The 15361-nt window shown below is 63.8% G+C and carries 13 protein-coding genes and 2 pseudogenes; 8 read left to right on the forward strand and 7 right to left on the reverse strand.

Annotated elements, in window-relative coordinates; translation table 11 throughout:
* Positions 1-4 precede the first annotated feature (4 nt).
* The 3 genes from tolQ to R3355_RS22525 form a co-directional block, all read right to left on the reverse strand.
* Positions 5-715, reverse strand: a complete 711-nt coding sequence (gene tolQ, locus R3355_RS22515) for a protein TolQ (RefSeq protein ID WP_318963321.1) — start codon at positions 713-715, stop codon at positions 5-7.
* Between the two features lie 99 nt (positions 716-814).
* Positions 815-2740 (reverse strand): phytase, encoded by a 1926-nt coding sequence (locus R3355_RS22520; protein WP_318963322.1) that lies wholly within the window; start codon positions 2738-2740, stop codon positions 815-817.
* A 71-nt stretch (positions 2741-2811) separates the two neighbouring features.
* On the reverse strand, positions 2812-5319 hold the full coding sequence (locus tag R3355_RS22525) for a TonB-dependent receptor (protein ID WP_318963323.1): 2508 nt from the start codon (positions 5317-5319) through the stop codon (positions 2812-2814).
* A gap of 403 nt (positions 5320-5722) precedes the next feature.
* Here R3355_RS22525 and R3355_RS22530 point away from each other — a divergent pair, with 403 nt between their 5' ends.
* From R3355_RS22530 to R3355_RS22545, 4 genes and pseudogenes are all read left to right on the forward strand, one after another.
* Complete coding sequence (locus tag R3355_RS22530) at positions 5723-6640, forward strand: GGDEF domain-containing protein (protein ID WP_318963324.1); 918 nt, start codon at positions 5723-5725, stop codon at positions 6638-6640.
* Between the two features lie 10 nt (positions 6641-6650).
* Positions 6651-7685 carry an AraC family transcriptional regulator gene (locus tag R3355_RS22535; protein ID WP_318963325.1) on the forward strand — a complete coding sequence of 345 codons (1035 nt, stop codon included), beginning with the start codon at positions 6651-6653 and terminating at the stop codon, positions 7683-7685.
* 48 nt (positions 7686-7733) lie between these two features.
* A pseudogene (locus tag R3355_RS22540) lies at positions 7734-7823 on the forward strand (LysR family transcriptional regulator); the annotation flags it as partial.
* Between the two features lies 1 nt (position 7824).
* Positions 7825-7938, forward strand: a pseudogene (locus tag R3355_RS22545) (TrkA family potassium uptake protein); the annotation flags it as partial.
* Between the two features lie 52 nt (positions 7939-7990).
* Here R3355_RS22545 and R3355_RS22550 read toward each other — a convergent pair.
* Positions 7991-8503 carry a MarR family transcriptional regulator gene (locus R3355_RS22550; protein ID WP_318963327.1) on the reverse strand — a complete coding sequence of 171 codons (513 nt, stop codon included), beginning with the start codon at positions 8501-8503 and terminating at the stop codon, positions 7991-7993.
* Between the two features lie 82 nt (positions 8504-8585).
* Here R3355_RS22550 and R3355_RS22555 point away from each other — a divergent pair, with 82 nt between their 5' ends.
* Together R3355_RS22555 and R3355_RS22560 are read left to right on the forward strand one after the other, a co-directional pair.
* Entirely contained in the window at positions 8586-9524 is a 939-nt protein-coding gene (locus R3355_RS22555) for an EamA family transporter (protein WP_318963328.1), read from the forward strand.
* Between the two features lie 32 nt (positions 9525-9556).
* Positions 9557-10573 (forward strand): DUF4917 family protein, encoded by a 1017-nt coding sequence (locus R3355_RS22560; protein ID WP_318963329.1) that lies wholly within the window; start codon positions 9557-9559, stop codon positions 10571-10573.
* A 279-nt stretch (positions 10574-10852) separates the two neighbouring features.
* Here the strand turns inward: R3355_RS22560 and R3355_RS22565 are convergent, their stop codons facing one another.
* Together R3355_RS22565 and R3355_RS22570 are read right to left on the reverse strand one after the other, a co-directional pair.
* Positions 10853-11857 (reverse strand): DUF481 domain-containing protein, encoded by a 1005-nt coding sequence (locus tag R3355_RS22565; RefSeq protein ID WP_318963330.1) that lies wholly within the window; start codon positions 11855-11857, stop codon positions 10853-10855.
* Positions 11858-11986: 129 nt separating this feature from the next.
* Positions 11987-12985, reverse strand: coding sequence for a DUF481 domain-containing protein (locus R3355_RS22570; RefSeq protein WP_318963331.1), 999 nt, complete (start codon positions 12983-12985; stop codon positions 11987-11989).
* Here R3355_RS22570 and R3355_RS22575 point away from each other — a divergent pair.
* A complete protein-coding gene (locus R3355_RS22575; RefSeq protein ID WP_318951235.1) occupies positions 12984-13376 on the forward strand; it encodes an MGMT family protein in 393 nt (130 codons plus the stop codon). The genes R3355_RS22570 and R3355_RS22575 overlap by 2 nt on opposite strands.
* A 47-nt stretch (positions 13377-13423) precedes the next feature.
* Complete coding sequence (locus R3355_RS22580) at positions 13424-14992, forward strand: AmpG family muropeptide MFS transporter (RefSeq protein WP_318963332.1); 1569 nt, start codon at positions 13424-13426, stop codon at positions 14990-14992.
* 56 nt (positions 14993-15048) lie between these two features.
* On the opposite strand, the gene R3355_RS22585 is transcribed toward R3355_RS22580, so the two are convergent.
* Positions 15049-15361, reverse strand: a 313-nt coding sequence (locus R3355_RS22585; RefSeq protein ID WP_318963094.1) for an acyl-CoA dehydrogenase C-terminal domain-containing protein, incomplete at its 5' end; no start/stop codon positions are given.

The raw sequence follows: 15361 nt of genomic DNA on the forward strand, positions 1-15361 counted from the left end.
CTCCTCAGGCGGCGGCGCTGACGTGGCTGCTGGCGGCGTGCAGCTTGCGGTGCAGACGCCCCTGCAATTCGTTGCCGAAGCCGTAGTAGCGCGAGGTCAGGGTGGCGACGCGGGCACTGAAGCGGTTGTAGGCGATCACCGCGGGAATCGCTGCGAACAGGCCGATGGCCGTGGCGATCAGCGCTTCGGCGATGCCCGGGGCGACCGTGGAAAGCGTCGCCTGCTGTACCTGGGACAGGCCGATAAAGGAATTCATGATGCCCCAGACGGTGCCGAACAGACCGATATAGGGGCTGACCGAACCGACCGTGGCGAGAAATGGCAGGCCCTTCTCCAGGCGCTCTTCCTGCTCGCTGATGGCCACCAGCAGCGAGCGCTCGACCCCATCGATTACCAGCTCGCCGGCAATCCCCGGTTCGCGCTTGAGCTGGATGAACTCGTGGTAACCGGCCTGGAAGATCTGCTGCAGGCCGGCATCCTCGTCGAGCGAGTCGCTGCCTTCGCGGTACAGCTGGGCGAGGTCGTGGCCGCTGCGAAAACGCAGCTGGAAGTCTTTCATCAGGCGTTCGTTGCGGCGCAATACCGTGCTGCGCTGGATGATCAGGTACCAGCTGAGCAGCGACGCCAGCAGCAGGGTGAGCATCACCGCCTGGACCAGCAGGCTGGCATTACTGATCAGACTCCAGACGGTCATCTGTTCGAGGGTGTTGTGCATGGTTGTCTCCTTGCATCGCAAGCCGAGGAAAACCCTCGGCCGCTATTCGATTACGTTTGTGTTGCCGATTGATGACGGCGGCGCGTAGAGCGGTCGTGGCTATTCCAGGCCGAGGGCTTGCGCCACGGCGGTCCAGGGCAGGTATTTGTAGTTCTGCCGGTCTTCGGGCATGCGCTTGCGACCGTCTTGCACCACCAGCATGCCGGCGCTCCAGATGCCGCCGAGGTTGGCCGAGGTGACTTCCAGGCCGTCGGTTTCCGAGGTGCCGTCGATGCCCAGTTGCGCGTTCAAACCGATGCGAAACGCGCCGCGCACGGCATAGGGCGCAGTCGCATCGAGCACCACGTAGCTGTCGTTGCCCTGGCTGGAAATCACCAGGTAGTTGCGTGTAGCGCCCTGGTAAATGGCCAGACCTTCGATGTCGTCGTGGACCACCTCGCCCACAGCAATCACCTGCTCGAGCCGGGTTGGCGCATCGGCGCGGGCATCCAGCGCCCAGACCGCGACATCCTCCTCGCCGACGAACAGGCGCTGGTTGCGGTCATCGGCGACGCAACCTTCCGGCTGGCTGTCGACCCTGAACTGGCGCACCCGCTCGCCTTTGATGCGTCCAGCGTCCGCAGTCAGGCGGTACTGCACAAAGGTGCCGTCCTTGTCGTTGGCAATCGCATGGATCGCCCCTGCCACATCCTTGAACAGGCACAGGCCGTAGATGTCCTTGAGCGACGTCGGCAACTGACCCAGATTGCGCAGCTCGCCACTGCTGCGGTCGATGGCAAACAGCTGCAGGCTGTTCTGATCGCGGTTGCTGGCCACCGCCAGGTCGACCAACTGGCCATTGAGGTCGAAGCCGGTGCGCACATCGACGTTGTTCATCCGCCCGACGCGCAGGTTCTGCAGCTGCTTGCCGGCCAGATCATAGGCCAGCAGGCCGCCCTGTTTGTCGGTGCCCAGCACGCGGCTCTTGAGCGGGTCACTCGGGTGCACCCAGATCGCCGGATCATCGGCGGCATCGCCCAGGCTCGGGACCGGTTCGGTCTGCGCCTGCACCGGCAGAATCGGCAATACCGGCAGCTGCTCAGGGGCTTGCGCCAGCCAGGCCAGCTGGCCGTGCTGCAGGCCGTCGTCATCGCGCACCAGCAGTTCCAGGCCGCCCGCAACGGCACGCACACTCAGGCCTTGCGGCTCGTTCAGCTTGCCCAGGGGCAGTACGGGCTGAGCCTGCCAGCCGGCTTCGTCACGCTGATAGCGGTGCAGGCTGTTGCTTTCCGGGTCCAGCGCCAGCACCCCGCCCGGCACCACGGCCATACCGGCGAGCGCCTTGCCGATATCACCGAACGGTTGCACCAGGCCCACCGGCTCGCGCACCAGGTCGGCCTCGGCGTGAGCGGCATAGGCCCAGAGGCCGACACCCTCTTCATTGACATACAGCCGCTCGGCCACATCGTCGACCTGACAATGCTCGCTGGCCGGCGGCAGGCTCATGCCGCGCACACGCTGCGGCTTGCTCAGGGGCACCTGGTGCTGGGCTACCAGCCACTGCTCACCGATACCCTCCTCGCCGATCAGGAAAACAAACTCGTTGTGCGCCCCATCGCGGTATAGACACAGGCCGTCGATCTTGTAGGCCGGACGCGGCAGATAAACCGGCTCGCCCCAACGCTGGTTCGCCAGGTTGACCAGCATTGCCTGCTGGCGGTCGACATCCAGGGCTGCCACCAGCAGGCCGCGTGGGCCAACACGGTGATCGATGCTGGCGAAGGTGCCGGGCAGTCGGCTCAGGGGCGCACCCTGGCCATCGAGCACGAACAGGCCCTTTTTCTCGCTGCTCTGCAGACGCTCGGCCCCTGGCCAGAAGCTGTCGCTGGCAAGCCATTGCGCCGCCTCGACCGCGTCCATGCCTGGGCTGGCAAGCGCCTGCAGGCTCAAGGCTGCAGCCGGCTGATCGGCCACAGTGCCCTGGCAGGCGCTCAAGGCAACCAGACTGGCGAGCAAGAGGTTTTTCTTCACAAACGAAAGGTGCATACAGGCGAATCCTTACTGAAAACTTAACAGTCAGCCGGGCCCGCCCGCGGCGCGCCCGGCCGATACACAGGTCAGAAGTGGGTGAAGGTCAGGCCGAGCTTGTAGGTCGGGCCGTATTCCTCGTACTGGGCGTTGAAGTCGCGGTGCCCGCTGTAGGCGTAGAAGGACTCGTCCGTCAGGTTCTGCGCCTGGAAGGTCAGTTGCAGCGCCGGGGTGAGGAAATAGCCGGCGCTGAAGTCGACGAACAGTTGTTCATCGGCGTAGAGGTCATGGGCCTTGTCGTCGATGGCGGCGACTTCGGCCAGGTACTCGGACTTGTAGTTGGCCGACAGGCGCAGGCTGAGCCTGTCGTCTTCCCAACCGAGCATCAGGTTGCCGACCGTATCCGACTGGTTCGGCAGGTCGATGCTGCGCGACAGGCCCTGGCCTTCGATGCTCGCATCGGAGCGGCTGAAGGTGGCGTTGGCCCCCAGCAGCAGGCCGTTCCAGGGTGCCGGCAGCCAGTCGAACTTCTGCGAGTAGGCCAGCTCCAGGCCATACAGCTCGGCACTGTCGCCATTGGCGAAGGTGCTGGCCTCGGCGAAGTCGGCCCAGATGCCAGTGCCGCCCAGGTCGGTGTTGTAGACGAAACTGTCGATGTCCTTGTAGAACACGAACGCCGAGACCACACCGGCACGGCCCATGTAATGCTCGATACCGAAGTCGAGGTTCATCGCCTCCAGCGGATCGAGTTCCGGGTTGCCGAAGCTGGCCTCGTCACCGTCGATGACGAAGCCCGGCGCCAGTTGGCCGAAGGTCGGCCGCACCACCGTGTTGGTCCAGGCGGCGCGTAGCTGGGTGCTGGCGTTGAGCTGATAACGTGCATGCAGGCCCGGCAACCAGTGCTCGTAGCGCGTGTCGCTCTCGGTGTTTTCGAATGCGCCATCGCGGATGCCGCTGCCCTTGGCCTCGAACTCGGTGCCCTCATAGCGCACCCCGGCGATAAAGCGCCAGTCGTCGAGGTCGAGGCTGTTCATCAGGTAGGCGGCGTTGATGTCTTCGCTCATCTCGAAGTCATTCACCCGCGACTCTTCTGCGTTGTAGAAGTCGTCTCTGTTCAGGCCGCCGAGCAGGCGCTCGATGGCCTTGGCGCTGATGCCGGGGCCGAAGCGGCCCAGGCCGTAATCCACGCTGCCCTTGCTGAACTGGCCGAGGTTGAGATCGGCATCGCTCAGGCCGACATCGCCGAAATCCTCATACTTCCAGGCTTCCAGGTCATTGTCTTTTTCCCGCCGACTGAGCTTGCCGCCGAACTTGACCTGCGCCGCATAGCCGCTGAGGTCATAGTCGCGAGCCAGGTCGAGCTTGATGTTCTGCTCGGTGTCGGTGGTCTTCTGCTTTTCCCACTCGACCTCGCTGAGGGTGAAATTGTTCGGGTCGTAGAACGCAGGATCGATACTCAGGCGCGGCTTCTTGCTGTCGCTGAAACCGGCGTTGATAAAGTCATCGTTACCGTCGAAGGTGGCCCCGGCAATGCCTTCCGGGGTGTCTTCGCTGGAGCGGCTGTAGCCGGCCTGGGCACCGATGGTCCACAGCCCCAGCATGCGCTCGCCACCCAGCACGTAGGACTGTACTTCCTGGGTTTCCTCGCGGCTCTTCAGCTCGCGGTAGCCTTCGGCATCGCCGCTTTCGCCAGGCAACTGCGCATCGGCAAATTCGACGCCGGCGGCGTTGCGGGTTTCGCTGTCCTGGTAGCGGCTATAGAGGGTGCGCAGGTAATAGCTGGAGAGGTCATCGGGTTTGTAGTCGAAATTGAGGCCAAACCCCGTGCGCTCACGGGTGATCTCATAGTCGCGCTGCTCCAGCTCTTCTAGCCGGGCGCCGTTGCCGAAGTCCCAGGCACCACCAGTCTCGACGTTGTCCGAACCGAAATCGCGCTCCTGCCAGCTCAACGCGGCGGCCACACCGAAGTTGTCGATGCCATCGCCCAGGCTGAAGCGGTCGCTGATCGCGCCGGAAAATTTCGGGCTGGTTTGTTCGGTATTCTCGTCGTAACTGCCTTCGGCGCTGCCGGTGTAGAACAGCCCGTCGTGATCGAAGGCCGACAGGCTCTCCACCTGCACGGTGCCGCCCAGGGAGTTGGCGTCCATGTCCGGGGTCAGGGACTTGACCACCGTCAGCGACTGCACCAGCTCCGAGGGCAAGACATCCAGAGCGACCGCGCGGCGGTCACTTTCCGGCGAGGGCACTAGGGTGCCGTTGATGGTCACGCTGTTCAGATCCGGGCCGATGCCGCGCACGCTGACAAAGCGCCCCTCGCCCTGGTCGCGCTCCACCGAAAGACCGGGGATGCGCTGCAGCGCTTCGGCGGCGTTGTCGTCCGGCAGCTGGCCGATGCCATCGGCGTGCACCACGCTCTGTACGTTGTCGGAGCTGCGCTGCTGCTTCAATGCCTTGTCGATGCTGACGGCCTGGCCGACCACCTCGACGTATTCGGTGGCCGGCTCATCGGCGAAGGCCAGACTGCCACTGGCGATCGCCAGGGCCAATGTACTGATCTGCAGACCCGCACGACGGACCTTCTGTGTGCAGCGCTTCATCGCATACCCTCCGCAAACATGAACTACGCCGGGCAACACTGGCCTGGCAACGTGGAGGGCAAGCTAGGTGGGGGTCATGACGCTTCTGTGACAGCGCATGGGCGGCAACGGGTAAACCGCAGGTTTTCACAGGATTTCCTGAGCGTTTGAGCTGATTCGACCCCCTTCGCGATGCCCCGGCTCAGCGGTGACCACGACTGCAGCCCTCTATATAAGGGTGCTACCAGGCGCCGGGAATCGCGGCTAAAGCCGCTCCCATGATGTCGCAGCTGTACCGGCGGGGCAGCCGAGCAAGAAAGTCGCTAACTGACCTGAGCTGAATCGACCTCCCCAAGCTGTCACCAAACCGTCATGGGCATCTGCTCTGCTGGCGCGACTGTGTCTATACGGAGCCTTTCCAGCCATGCCACCCCTGCTGAAATTTCATGCCTGGAAACTCTGCGGCCTGCTGCTGGCGGCCAACTTCGGCCTGCTCGCCTACCTCGGCGTCGGCACGCTCAAGCCCCTGGGCGAGTGGAACTGGACCGATATCGGCGGTGAGGGCGGCTCGGCGCTGCTGGTACTGGTGTGGATCGGCCTGCTGCTGAAAAGCCGCCCGGCCGGGCAAGTCACCGCACTGCTGTTCTACGGCCTGGCCTGCCTGTTCTTCTCGCTATGGATGGATACCCTCGACGAGTTCGTGCAATTGCCGGCGAGCATCGCCTGGGACAAGTGGCTGGAGTCGGGGCCAATGCCCGTGGGTTTTATCCTGATGACCCTGGGTATCTATCACTGGCATCGCGAACAGCTGGCAATCAGCGGACAGATGGAAAAGCGCGAACGGCTGTTTCGCGAGCACCGCCTGTTCGACAAGGTCACGCCGCTGGGCGGGGCCGACTACCTGCGTTTGCAGTTGCAACAGGCCCTGCAGGAGGCGCACAGCGAGCAGCAACCGCTGTCCCTGGTGATCCTCGACCTGGACGATTTCAGCCGGGTCAATCGCGAATACGGTCACGCCGAGGGCGACCGCGTGTTGCAGGTGGTGTCCCAGGTGGTGGTGCTCAACCTGCGCCGCCAGGACCTGCTCTGCCGCCTGGCCGGCGACCGTTTCGTGGTGCTGCTGCCCAATACCGGCGAACAGCAGGCCCGGCAGCTGGCCCTGGAACTGCAAGCCGCCGTGCAGCACCTGGCCTACAAAAGCCACCTGCACGGCGAGCGCCTGCAACTGCGCGCCAGCGTGGCGCTGGTCATGGCCCAGCAGGACAGCCCGGAGGGTCTGCTGCAACGGCTCAACCTGGCGCTGGCGCGAGCCAAGCAACCGCCAATGATCAAGCGCGCCTGAGGCGTAGACGATGGCCGTTAAAACCACCTGGTACGAGTGCGACAGCCGCTTTATCGCCGCCCATTACCAGCCCGCGGCGCTGCTCGACCTGGCGCTTGGTCGCGACGTCGACAGTCACCGCCTGCTGCGCGGCACCGGCTTGTTCCATGACGACATCCTCGCCGGCCAGGTCCGCATCAGCCCCCGGCAATTCCTGCAACTGATCGACAACGCCCAGCGCCTGCTGGCGGCCGACGACAGCAGCTTTCTGTTCGGCCAACGCCTATTGCCCGGCCATTACGGCGCCGCCAGTCATGCCTTGCGCCACGCCGCCAGCCTGCACCAGGCGCTGACTCTGCTGGTCGAACAGCGCGCCCTGCTCAGCCCGCTACTGGCGCCTCGGCTGCTGGTCGATGAGCACAACGTCTATCTGTACTGGCTGGACAGTTGCGGCGGCGGCGAACAGCGGCGCTTTCTGCTCGAAGCCAGCATGACCGCCGTTTACGCCAGCAGCCGCTGGCTGGCCGGGGAAAAACTGCCCTGGCAGTGCAGCTTCAGCCATGCGCAACCGCGTTATATCGAGCAGTACTGGGTCAATCTGGGCGAGCAGGTACAGTTCGAGCGCCAGGTGGACATGATGAGCATCCCGCGTCATTACCTGCACCAGCCATGGCCGATGGCCTCGGCCACGGTCGGCCAGGTGGCGCAGCAGCAGAGCCAGCGGCAACTCGACGAACTGGGTTTCGACGCCAGCCTGCTGGATCGCCTGTACGACCACTTGCAGGCGCACATTCGCCAGCCGCTGAACCTGGAGCAGGTCGCCCAGGCATTCGCAATGAGCCCGGCCACCCTCAAGCGCAAACTGCACAAGCACGGCACGCACTTTCAGGAACAGCTCGACCTGGTGCGCAAGCACGTCGCGCTCTATCTCTATCAAGCGAAGGGGTACAGCAACGAAGACGTGGCCGCTTATCTGCAGTTCCACGACACGACCAACTTTCGTCGCTCGTTCAAACGCTGGACCGGCTTTGCCCCGAGCGCCCTGTTGCAGCTGCTCGGCCCTTGACCGAACCGCTGGGAGCCTGGGTGGCACGGATGATCAGGCCCGGTGGTGCGCTTCTACCGCAAGGCCCAGGAGCAGCTGCGCATGGCCCGCGAGTTCGTGCAGAACGCCCTGGCCGACAACGACGTGGTGGCCGGACAGCGCCAATGAGGACTTCCAGCACGCCACGCCCAGCACCCTGATCCTGCCGGGCGATCTCCTTATCGTGTCCGGCGCGACCCGTCTGATCCAGAAGTTTGCCGGTCACGCACACTAGCCTGCTGACCAGCGCCAGCGCCCAGCCCACAGCGGCCGGGCTTGCAGGAAAATCATTCGGCCGCCGGTTCGAGGACCGCCAACAGCTGGGATAGCCGCGCATCCAGTTGCGCCAGTTCTGTGGCGGCAATCGGAGCCAGCAGCCGCGCCTCGTTTGCGACATGCGCGGTCACCGCGCGGTCGATCAGTTCCAGCCCGGCCGGAGTCAGCTGCACCAGCATGCTACGCGCGTCGCCGGGGTTGGCCAGGCGGCTGACCAGGCCGGACGCCTCAAGCTGTTGCAACTGTCGGGTCATGGTGCCGGAAGTGATCATCAGGGTCGAGAACAGGGTGGTTGGGGCCAGGCGGAAGGGCTCGCCGGAACGGCGCAGGGTGGCCAGCACATCGAACTCCCAGGCCGTCAGGTCAAAGCTGCTGAAGACCTTGTCCAGCTCGCGCCGCAGCAACGCCGAACAGCGTCCAAGCCGGCCGATCACGCCCATCGGACTGACATCCAGGTCAGGCCGCTCGCGGTGCCACTGCTGAAGAATTGCATCGACCGCATCCATCTGTCGCTGGATTGCCATTGGCTTACTCCTGGAAATTTATCTTGAACTCAAGACAAGTTGCTATTAGCCTCGCATTTTATCTTGAATACGAGACAAATACATGGGCAGCTCACCCCCACGCACCTCCTGGCTGGATGTGCTGATCACCGCCCTGGCGCCGGCCATCTGGGGCTCGACCTATATCGTCACCACCGAGATCCTGCCGCCGGACCGGCCCTTTACCGCCGCGCTGCTGCGCGCCCTGCCGGCCGGCTTGTTGTTGGTACTGTACAGCCGCCACCTGCCCAGGCGTAGCGAGTGGCCGCGCGTGCTGGTTCTCGCGGCGCTGAACATCGGCTTCTTCCAGGCCCTGCTGTTTGTTGCGGCGTACCGCTTGCCGGGCGGGCTGGCGGCGGTGGTCGGGGCCATTCAACCGCTGCTGATGATGGGCCTGGTGTGGTCGATGGATCGCCAGCGGCCGGCGTCTCTGGCGGTCGCCGCCAGCGTGGTCGGTATCGCCGGGATGGCTGCCCTGCTGCTGGCACCGGGGGCCAGCGGGGACCCGATCGGGATTGCCGCCGCCTTTGTCGGCACCGCCTGCATGGCCAGCGGCACCTACCTGACCCGGCGCTGGCGCCCGACGGTGCCGCTGCTGGCCTTTACCGGCTGGCAGTTGCTGATTGGCGGCTTGTTGCTGCTACCGGTGGCCTGGCTGATCGACCCGCCGCTGCCGCAGCTAAGCCCCGTGCAGTGGCTGGGCTACGCCTACCTGTCGCTGTTCGGCGCGCTGCTGGCCTATGTGCTGTGGTTTCGCGGCATCGCCCGCCTGGCTCCGGTGGCGGTGTCTTCCCTGGGGCTGCTCAGCCCGCTGGTGGCGGTGCTGCTGGGCTGGGCATTGCTGGGGCAGAGCATCACCGGTGTAGCGCTGTTGGGCCTGATTGCCGTGCTGGGCAGCATCCTCGCGGTGCAATGGGCCGCGGCGTCAGCCCAGGCGAAAAGCATCGCAGCCGCGCCGGCCAGGCCAGAAGTTGCTGCGCCCCATGCTAAAGTCGCGCCCTGAGCACCCACGGCCCAAGGCGACAACTAGCGATTATGGAACTCCCGGCATTTACTGGCGAACTGGAAGACTGGAGCACCCTGAACAGCAGCATCGGCTTTGCCGAGCTGCTGATCGGCAACGGCGCGAGCCTGGCGGTATGGCGCAAGTTCGCCTACTTCTCGCTGTTCGACGAGGCCCAGACCACCCGCAATCGCCCTCTCAGCGCGACCGAACTCAGCGTGTTCCGGGCCCTGGAGACCAGCAACTTCGAGCAGGTGCTCAGCGCCCTGAAGAACAGCATCCGGGTCAATGCCGCGCTGACCATCAACTCGTCCTCGCCGCGCCATCGCTACTTCGCCATCAAGGAAGCGCTGATCCACGCCGTGCGCTCGGTGCACATTCCCTGGAGCCAGATGCAGGCCGCCAGCCTCAGCCGCATCAACAGCGCACTCAGCCAGTACCAGACGGTCTATTCCGGCAATTACGACCTGCTCAACTACTGGGCCGTCATGCAGGCCCCGGAGGCCTTCGAAGACCTGTTCCGCGGCGCGGACTCGACCTTCGCCCCCGGCAACTGTCAGCGCTCTGGCAATGCCACGCGCATGCTCTACCTGCACGGCGGCATGCACCTGGTGAAGAACATCGATGGCAGCACGCGCATCCTCAATTCATCGGAAAGCACCCTGCTGGCCAGTTTCGCCATCAACCGGCTGGGCGACATCCCGCTGTTCGTCAACGAAGGCAGCAGTGCGGACAAGCTCAAGGCCATCCGCAGTTCCGACTACCTGTCGTTCTGCTACAGCCAGCTGGCGCAGCCCAAGGACAGGCTGTGCATCTTCGGCCACAGCCTGGCGGCGCAGGATCAGCACCTGATCCAGGCCTTGCAGCAGGCCGGCTTGCAGACCCTGGCCATCTCGATCTACCCGCACAGCCCGGCGTTTATCGCGCAGCAGAAGCAGCATTACGCCAGCCTGTTCGCCGCACAGAACGTGGAGCTGCGCTTCTTCGATGCCCTGAGCCACCCGCTTGGGCATCCCGGGTTGCGCATCACGGCCCCACCAGCGCAGTAAGAACTACTGAGGGCTGTGAAAAAACTCTCGCCTACTGCGACCGCCTTCGCAACCGCCCCCATATGCAGCCGGCCAAGTTCGTCGCCACCCTGGGCAAGTGCACCACCAGGGTCAACCTGATCACCCGTGACGGCCCGGAGGCAATCCGGCAGCAGCTGCTCGGTAGTGGATTTCCCCGGGCTTGATCGGGGTTAAAAAAATGCCGTTCACTTGCTTGAAGTGAACGGCATTGCAGGACACGGAAGGGGCTTGCTCAGACTGACTCAGGCCGAGAACGCCTTACCAGCCGACGCCAAAGCCCAGGCTGTAGTGGGTCTCGTCCAGTTCGCCTTCCGAGCCACTGACCAGGTCTTTCTCGGCCTTCATGTTCAACGAAGCCCAGTCGGTAACCTTGTAGCGCAGGCCCACCGCGGCATCCAGGGTGTAATCGGCAACATTGGCCAGCGGCTTGCCGACCTCACCATCGCTGAACAGCTCGATGCTCTTGCCGACCAGATAGCGGTTGTAGTCCCACTTCATGCTCATGGCATAGAAGTTGTCCTTCTCGCCATTGGCATACAGGTAGTCGGTGCGGTTGAGCAGACCGGTCATCGAGAAGGCGCCCAGCTCGTTATCCCAGAACTGGTAACCCGGGCCGGTACCGACGGTGCGCTGTCGAGCCAGGTCCTCGACCTGATCGCGCTTGTACTCGAGACGCCCCTGCCAGAACCAGTTCTCGTCGAGAAAACGGTCGAGGGCGTATTCGGCACCCCAGTTGTCCGTGGACACCACACCGTCCTGGTACTCGCGGTTGTAATCAGCCTCGGCATTGTGCCGCCAGAGGCCATGCCGCGCCTGGGTTTTCAGGTCGACGACATAATCATCGGTGTCGGTTTCGGCGCGCTTATAGTCCAGCGCCGCATCGATATTACCCTTCCAGGTCAGGTCCTCGACCAGCGGCTTTGGCTTCATGATCCGCTCGATACTTGCCAGTTCGATGGTTCTCGGTCCTTCACCATTGGCCAGGGTGACCTTGCCCTGCTCGGCGGCCAACAGGCCCTTGGCCCGCTCACCGGTCACTTTGCCTTCCTTGACCAGCAATTCCTGGTCGCTTTCAAGGGTGGCGATTTTCTTCCAATCCAGGGCAATAGCGCCACCGTAATCGGTTTCCAGGAGCAGTTTCTTTCCCTCGAAGAATTTGATGGTTCCGCTCAGCCGATCGCCGTTTTTCAACCACACGGTATCGGCCAGCAGAGGGCTGGTAGCTGCCGAAAGGGCCAGGCATAGCAAGGTTCTGGAAATCATAAGAGGGCTTGAAAGGCTCTGATTGAATAAAGGCCGGGCATTATGCGCAAGGCCGGGCACCGAACAAGGACTGACCGTCGGATTTAATCGGAGTTCAAGCCAAACGACCGGTGTCACGGTGGCGCGGCCTCACCAGCCGAAGCCGACTCCCATCAGGTAATGGCGCTCGGATGAGGTGCGCCCCAGGCCACGGATCTGATCCAGTTCGTACAGCAGCGACAAGCGGGCCCAGCTATTGAGCCGATAGCGCAGGCCGTACTCGCTGTCGAGCACATAGTCGATTTCAGCGATTTCGGGGATATGCAGTTCGGCGTTGCTGTAGAACTCCAGGCGGGTGCCCCACAGCAGGCGCTTGTAATCCCACTCCAGAGAGAGGGTGTTTAATGACAGATCACCGGCGCTCGTATCGAAGTGAACACGACTGAACTGGCCGATCAGGTCGAAGCGCCCCAGCTCGTTATCCCAGAAGCGATAGCCGGGCCCGGTGCCGACCATCTGCTGACGGGTGACGAACTCGAACTGGTCTTCCTGCTGCTCACCGCCGACGCGCCAGAACCAGTGTTCGGTGAGGAAGCGGTCGAGGTCGTACTCCAGCTTCCAATTATCGTCGACCTTGCTGCCGTTCTTGGTCTCGTGTTCCAGATCGCCGGTCAGGACATGACGCCAGCGACCATGCTCGACCCGGGTGTTGCCCTTGAGCTTCCACTCATCGGATTCATCCTCGTTGCGCTCCATGTCCAGCTTGGCGTCGAGATTGCCCTCCCACACCTGATCTTGCAGCACTGGCCGTGGCGGGACCAGGCGGGTAATACTGGCCAGCGGCACGGTCTGGGTGGTCGCATTGATGACCCGCACCATGCCTTTGCCTGCCGCAGCCAACTGCTTGCTGTGCTCGCTGTCCAACCCCTGGCGACGCAGCAACAGGGGTTTGTCCGAACGCAAGGTATCGATATCCTTCCAGTCGATCAGCACCTGGCCGGCATAGCGGGTTTTCAGCGCCAGCTTGCCGCCGTCGAGCAGCAGGATGTCGCCGCTCAGGCGGTCGCCATTATTCAGCCAGACCGTGTCCGCGGACACCGGCATGGCCAACCCCATGAATGCGGATAACAGCAAGATGCGCAGCAGCATGATCGGTCGACAACCGCCAGGTCAGGGTGAGGCTGCCAAGCATGCCGCTTCGCCCCCGTCAGCGACAAGTCAGGCAGCACGCCGTGAGGCGCTGTATATGACGCTTGCACAAGTTCCGGCGGGCAAGGTGGTCAGCTATGGCCAACTGGCTGAACTGGCCGGCCTTGGCCGTGCCGCGCGCTGGGTAGGACGCAGCCTCAGCCAGCTGCCCCAGGGTACGACGCTGCCCTGGCATCGGGTGATCGCCGCCAGCGGTCGCCTGAGCCTGCCGGAGGGCAGTGTTTCCGGCGCAGAGCAACGGGCACGCCTGCGCGCCGAAGGCGTGTTCGTGGTCAATGACCGGGTGGATATCCGACGGCACGGCTGGCGCCCAATGGAGCACAGCGGTTAGAGTGCGCCCTTTAATTAACTCATTCCAAGCAGACAGATACCCACTCAATGCCCCGTAAAAGCTGGCGCGAAGCCCTTGCTGCCTACTCCAGCCCCTCCACGCTGGTGCTGTTGCTCCTCGGGTTCGCCGCCGGCCTGCCCTATATGCTGGTGTTCTCCACGCTCTCCGTGTGGTTGCGCGAAGCTGGCGTGGCGCGCGAAACCATCGGTTTCGCCAGCCTGATCGGCCTGGCCTATGCCTTCAAATGGGTCTGGTCGCCACTGCTCGACCAGTGGCGCCTGCCGCTGCTCGGCAGGCTTGGCCGGCGCCGCTCCTGGCTGGTACTGGCCCAGATACTGATTGCCATCGGCCTGGCCGGCATGGCCTTGTGCGACCCGCAGACCAAGCTGACCTGGCTGATCTCCCTGGCGGTACTGGTGGCCTTCGCCTCCGCCACCCAGGACATCGCCATCGATGCCTACCGCCTGGAAATCGTCGAAGACACCCGTCAGGCTGCCCTGGCCGCCAGCTACATGGCCGGTTACCGGGTCGCGGCGCTACTGGCCACCGCCGGCGCCCTGTACTTCGCCGAAGGGTTCGGCTCTACCGTGCAGCTCTACCAGCACAGCGCCTGGGCCGGCACCTATCTGGTATTCGCCCTGCTGATGCTGCCGGGCCTGCTCACCAGCCTGTGGATGCGCGAACCGACGGTGCCGCTGCAAATCCAGCTGGCCGCCGCGCGCTATGGCTTCAGCCACCAGATAGCTTCGGTAGTGGTACTGATCGTGTTACTGGTTTCGGTGCCGGCGATGCTGACCCAGTTCTACCACACCGATTTCGCCAGCCTGGTGCGCGGCGAAGCCAGCCTGCTCGATCTACTGCTCGAAGACCGCGCCTTTCTGCGTGCCCTGCTCTACAGCATCCTCACCACCCTGTGCCTGTCGCGCATCGGCCGGCGCGGTCTGGCACCGGTGCTGACCCCGGTCAACGATTTCATCGTCCGTTACCGCTGGCAGGCCCTGCTACTGCTTGGGCTGATCGCCACCTACCGCATGTCGGATACCGTGATGGGCGTGATGGCCAACGTGTTCTACATCGATCAGGGCTTCACCAAGGATCAGATCGCCAGCGTCAGCAAGCTGTTCGGCCTGGTGATGACCCTGCTCGGCGCCGGGATCGGCGGCCTGCTGATCGTACGCTTCGGCATCCTGCCGATCCTGTTCATCGGCGGCATGGCATCGGCGGCGACCAACCTGCTGTTCATGCTGCTGGTCAGCATGGGCGCCGACCTGCAGATGCTGATCGTCACCATCTCCGCCGACAACTTCAGCGCCGGCCTGGCCACGGCGGCGTTCGTCGCCTACCTGTCGAGCCTGACCAACCTGCAGTTCTCCGCCACCCAATACGCCCTGCTCAGCTCGATCATGCTCCTGTTGCCGCGGCTGATTGGCGGCTATTCCGGCGTCATGGTGGAGAAACTCGGCTACGAGCAGTTCTTTATCATCACCGCCCTGCTAGGGGTTCCGACCCTGATCCTGATCGTCCTGCAATGGCGACGCGAACGCCCGCAAGCCAACGGCTCGACCCCGCCCGAACCGGCCGATACACCGCCATTGAAGACTGAAGTCAACAGCTAGCCCAGATGTAAAAAGCCCCGGTACATGACCGGGGCTTTTGCATTGCCGGGTGCTGTTTAGAACTGCGCCGCATCCAGCAGATACAGGCTCTCGCTGCCGGCCTTGACCGAGGCGGTCAGGGAGTGGATGCGCGGCAGGATGCGGGCGAAGTAGAAGCGCGCGGTGCCCAGCTTGCCGGCGTAGAAGTCGTCCTGGCCTTCCTTGCCCAGCGCGGCCCGTGCCATCAGTGCCCACATGTAGGCGTAGGCGGTGTAGCCGAATACCTGCAGGTACTCGACCGAGGCGGCGCCGACTTCGTTGGGGTTGGCCTTGGCCCGCTGCAGCAGGTCGGCGGTCATCAGCTCGAGGTTGGCGATGGCACCTTTCAGC

Source organism: Pseudomonas sp. (genome assembly GCF_033723075.1).
In the GTDB taxonomy this organism is placed as follows: domain Bacteria; phylum Pseudomonadota; class Gammaproteobacteria; order Pseudomonadales; family Pseudomonadaceae; genus Aquipseudomonas.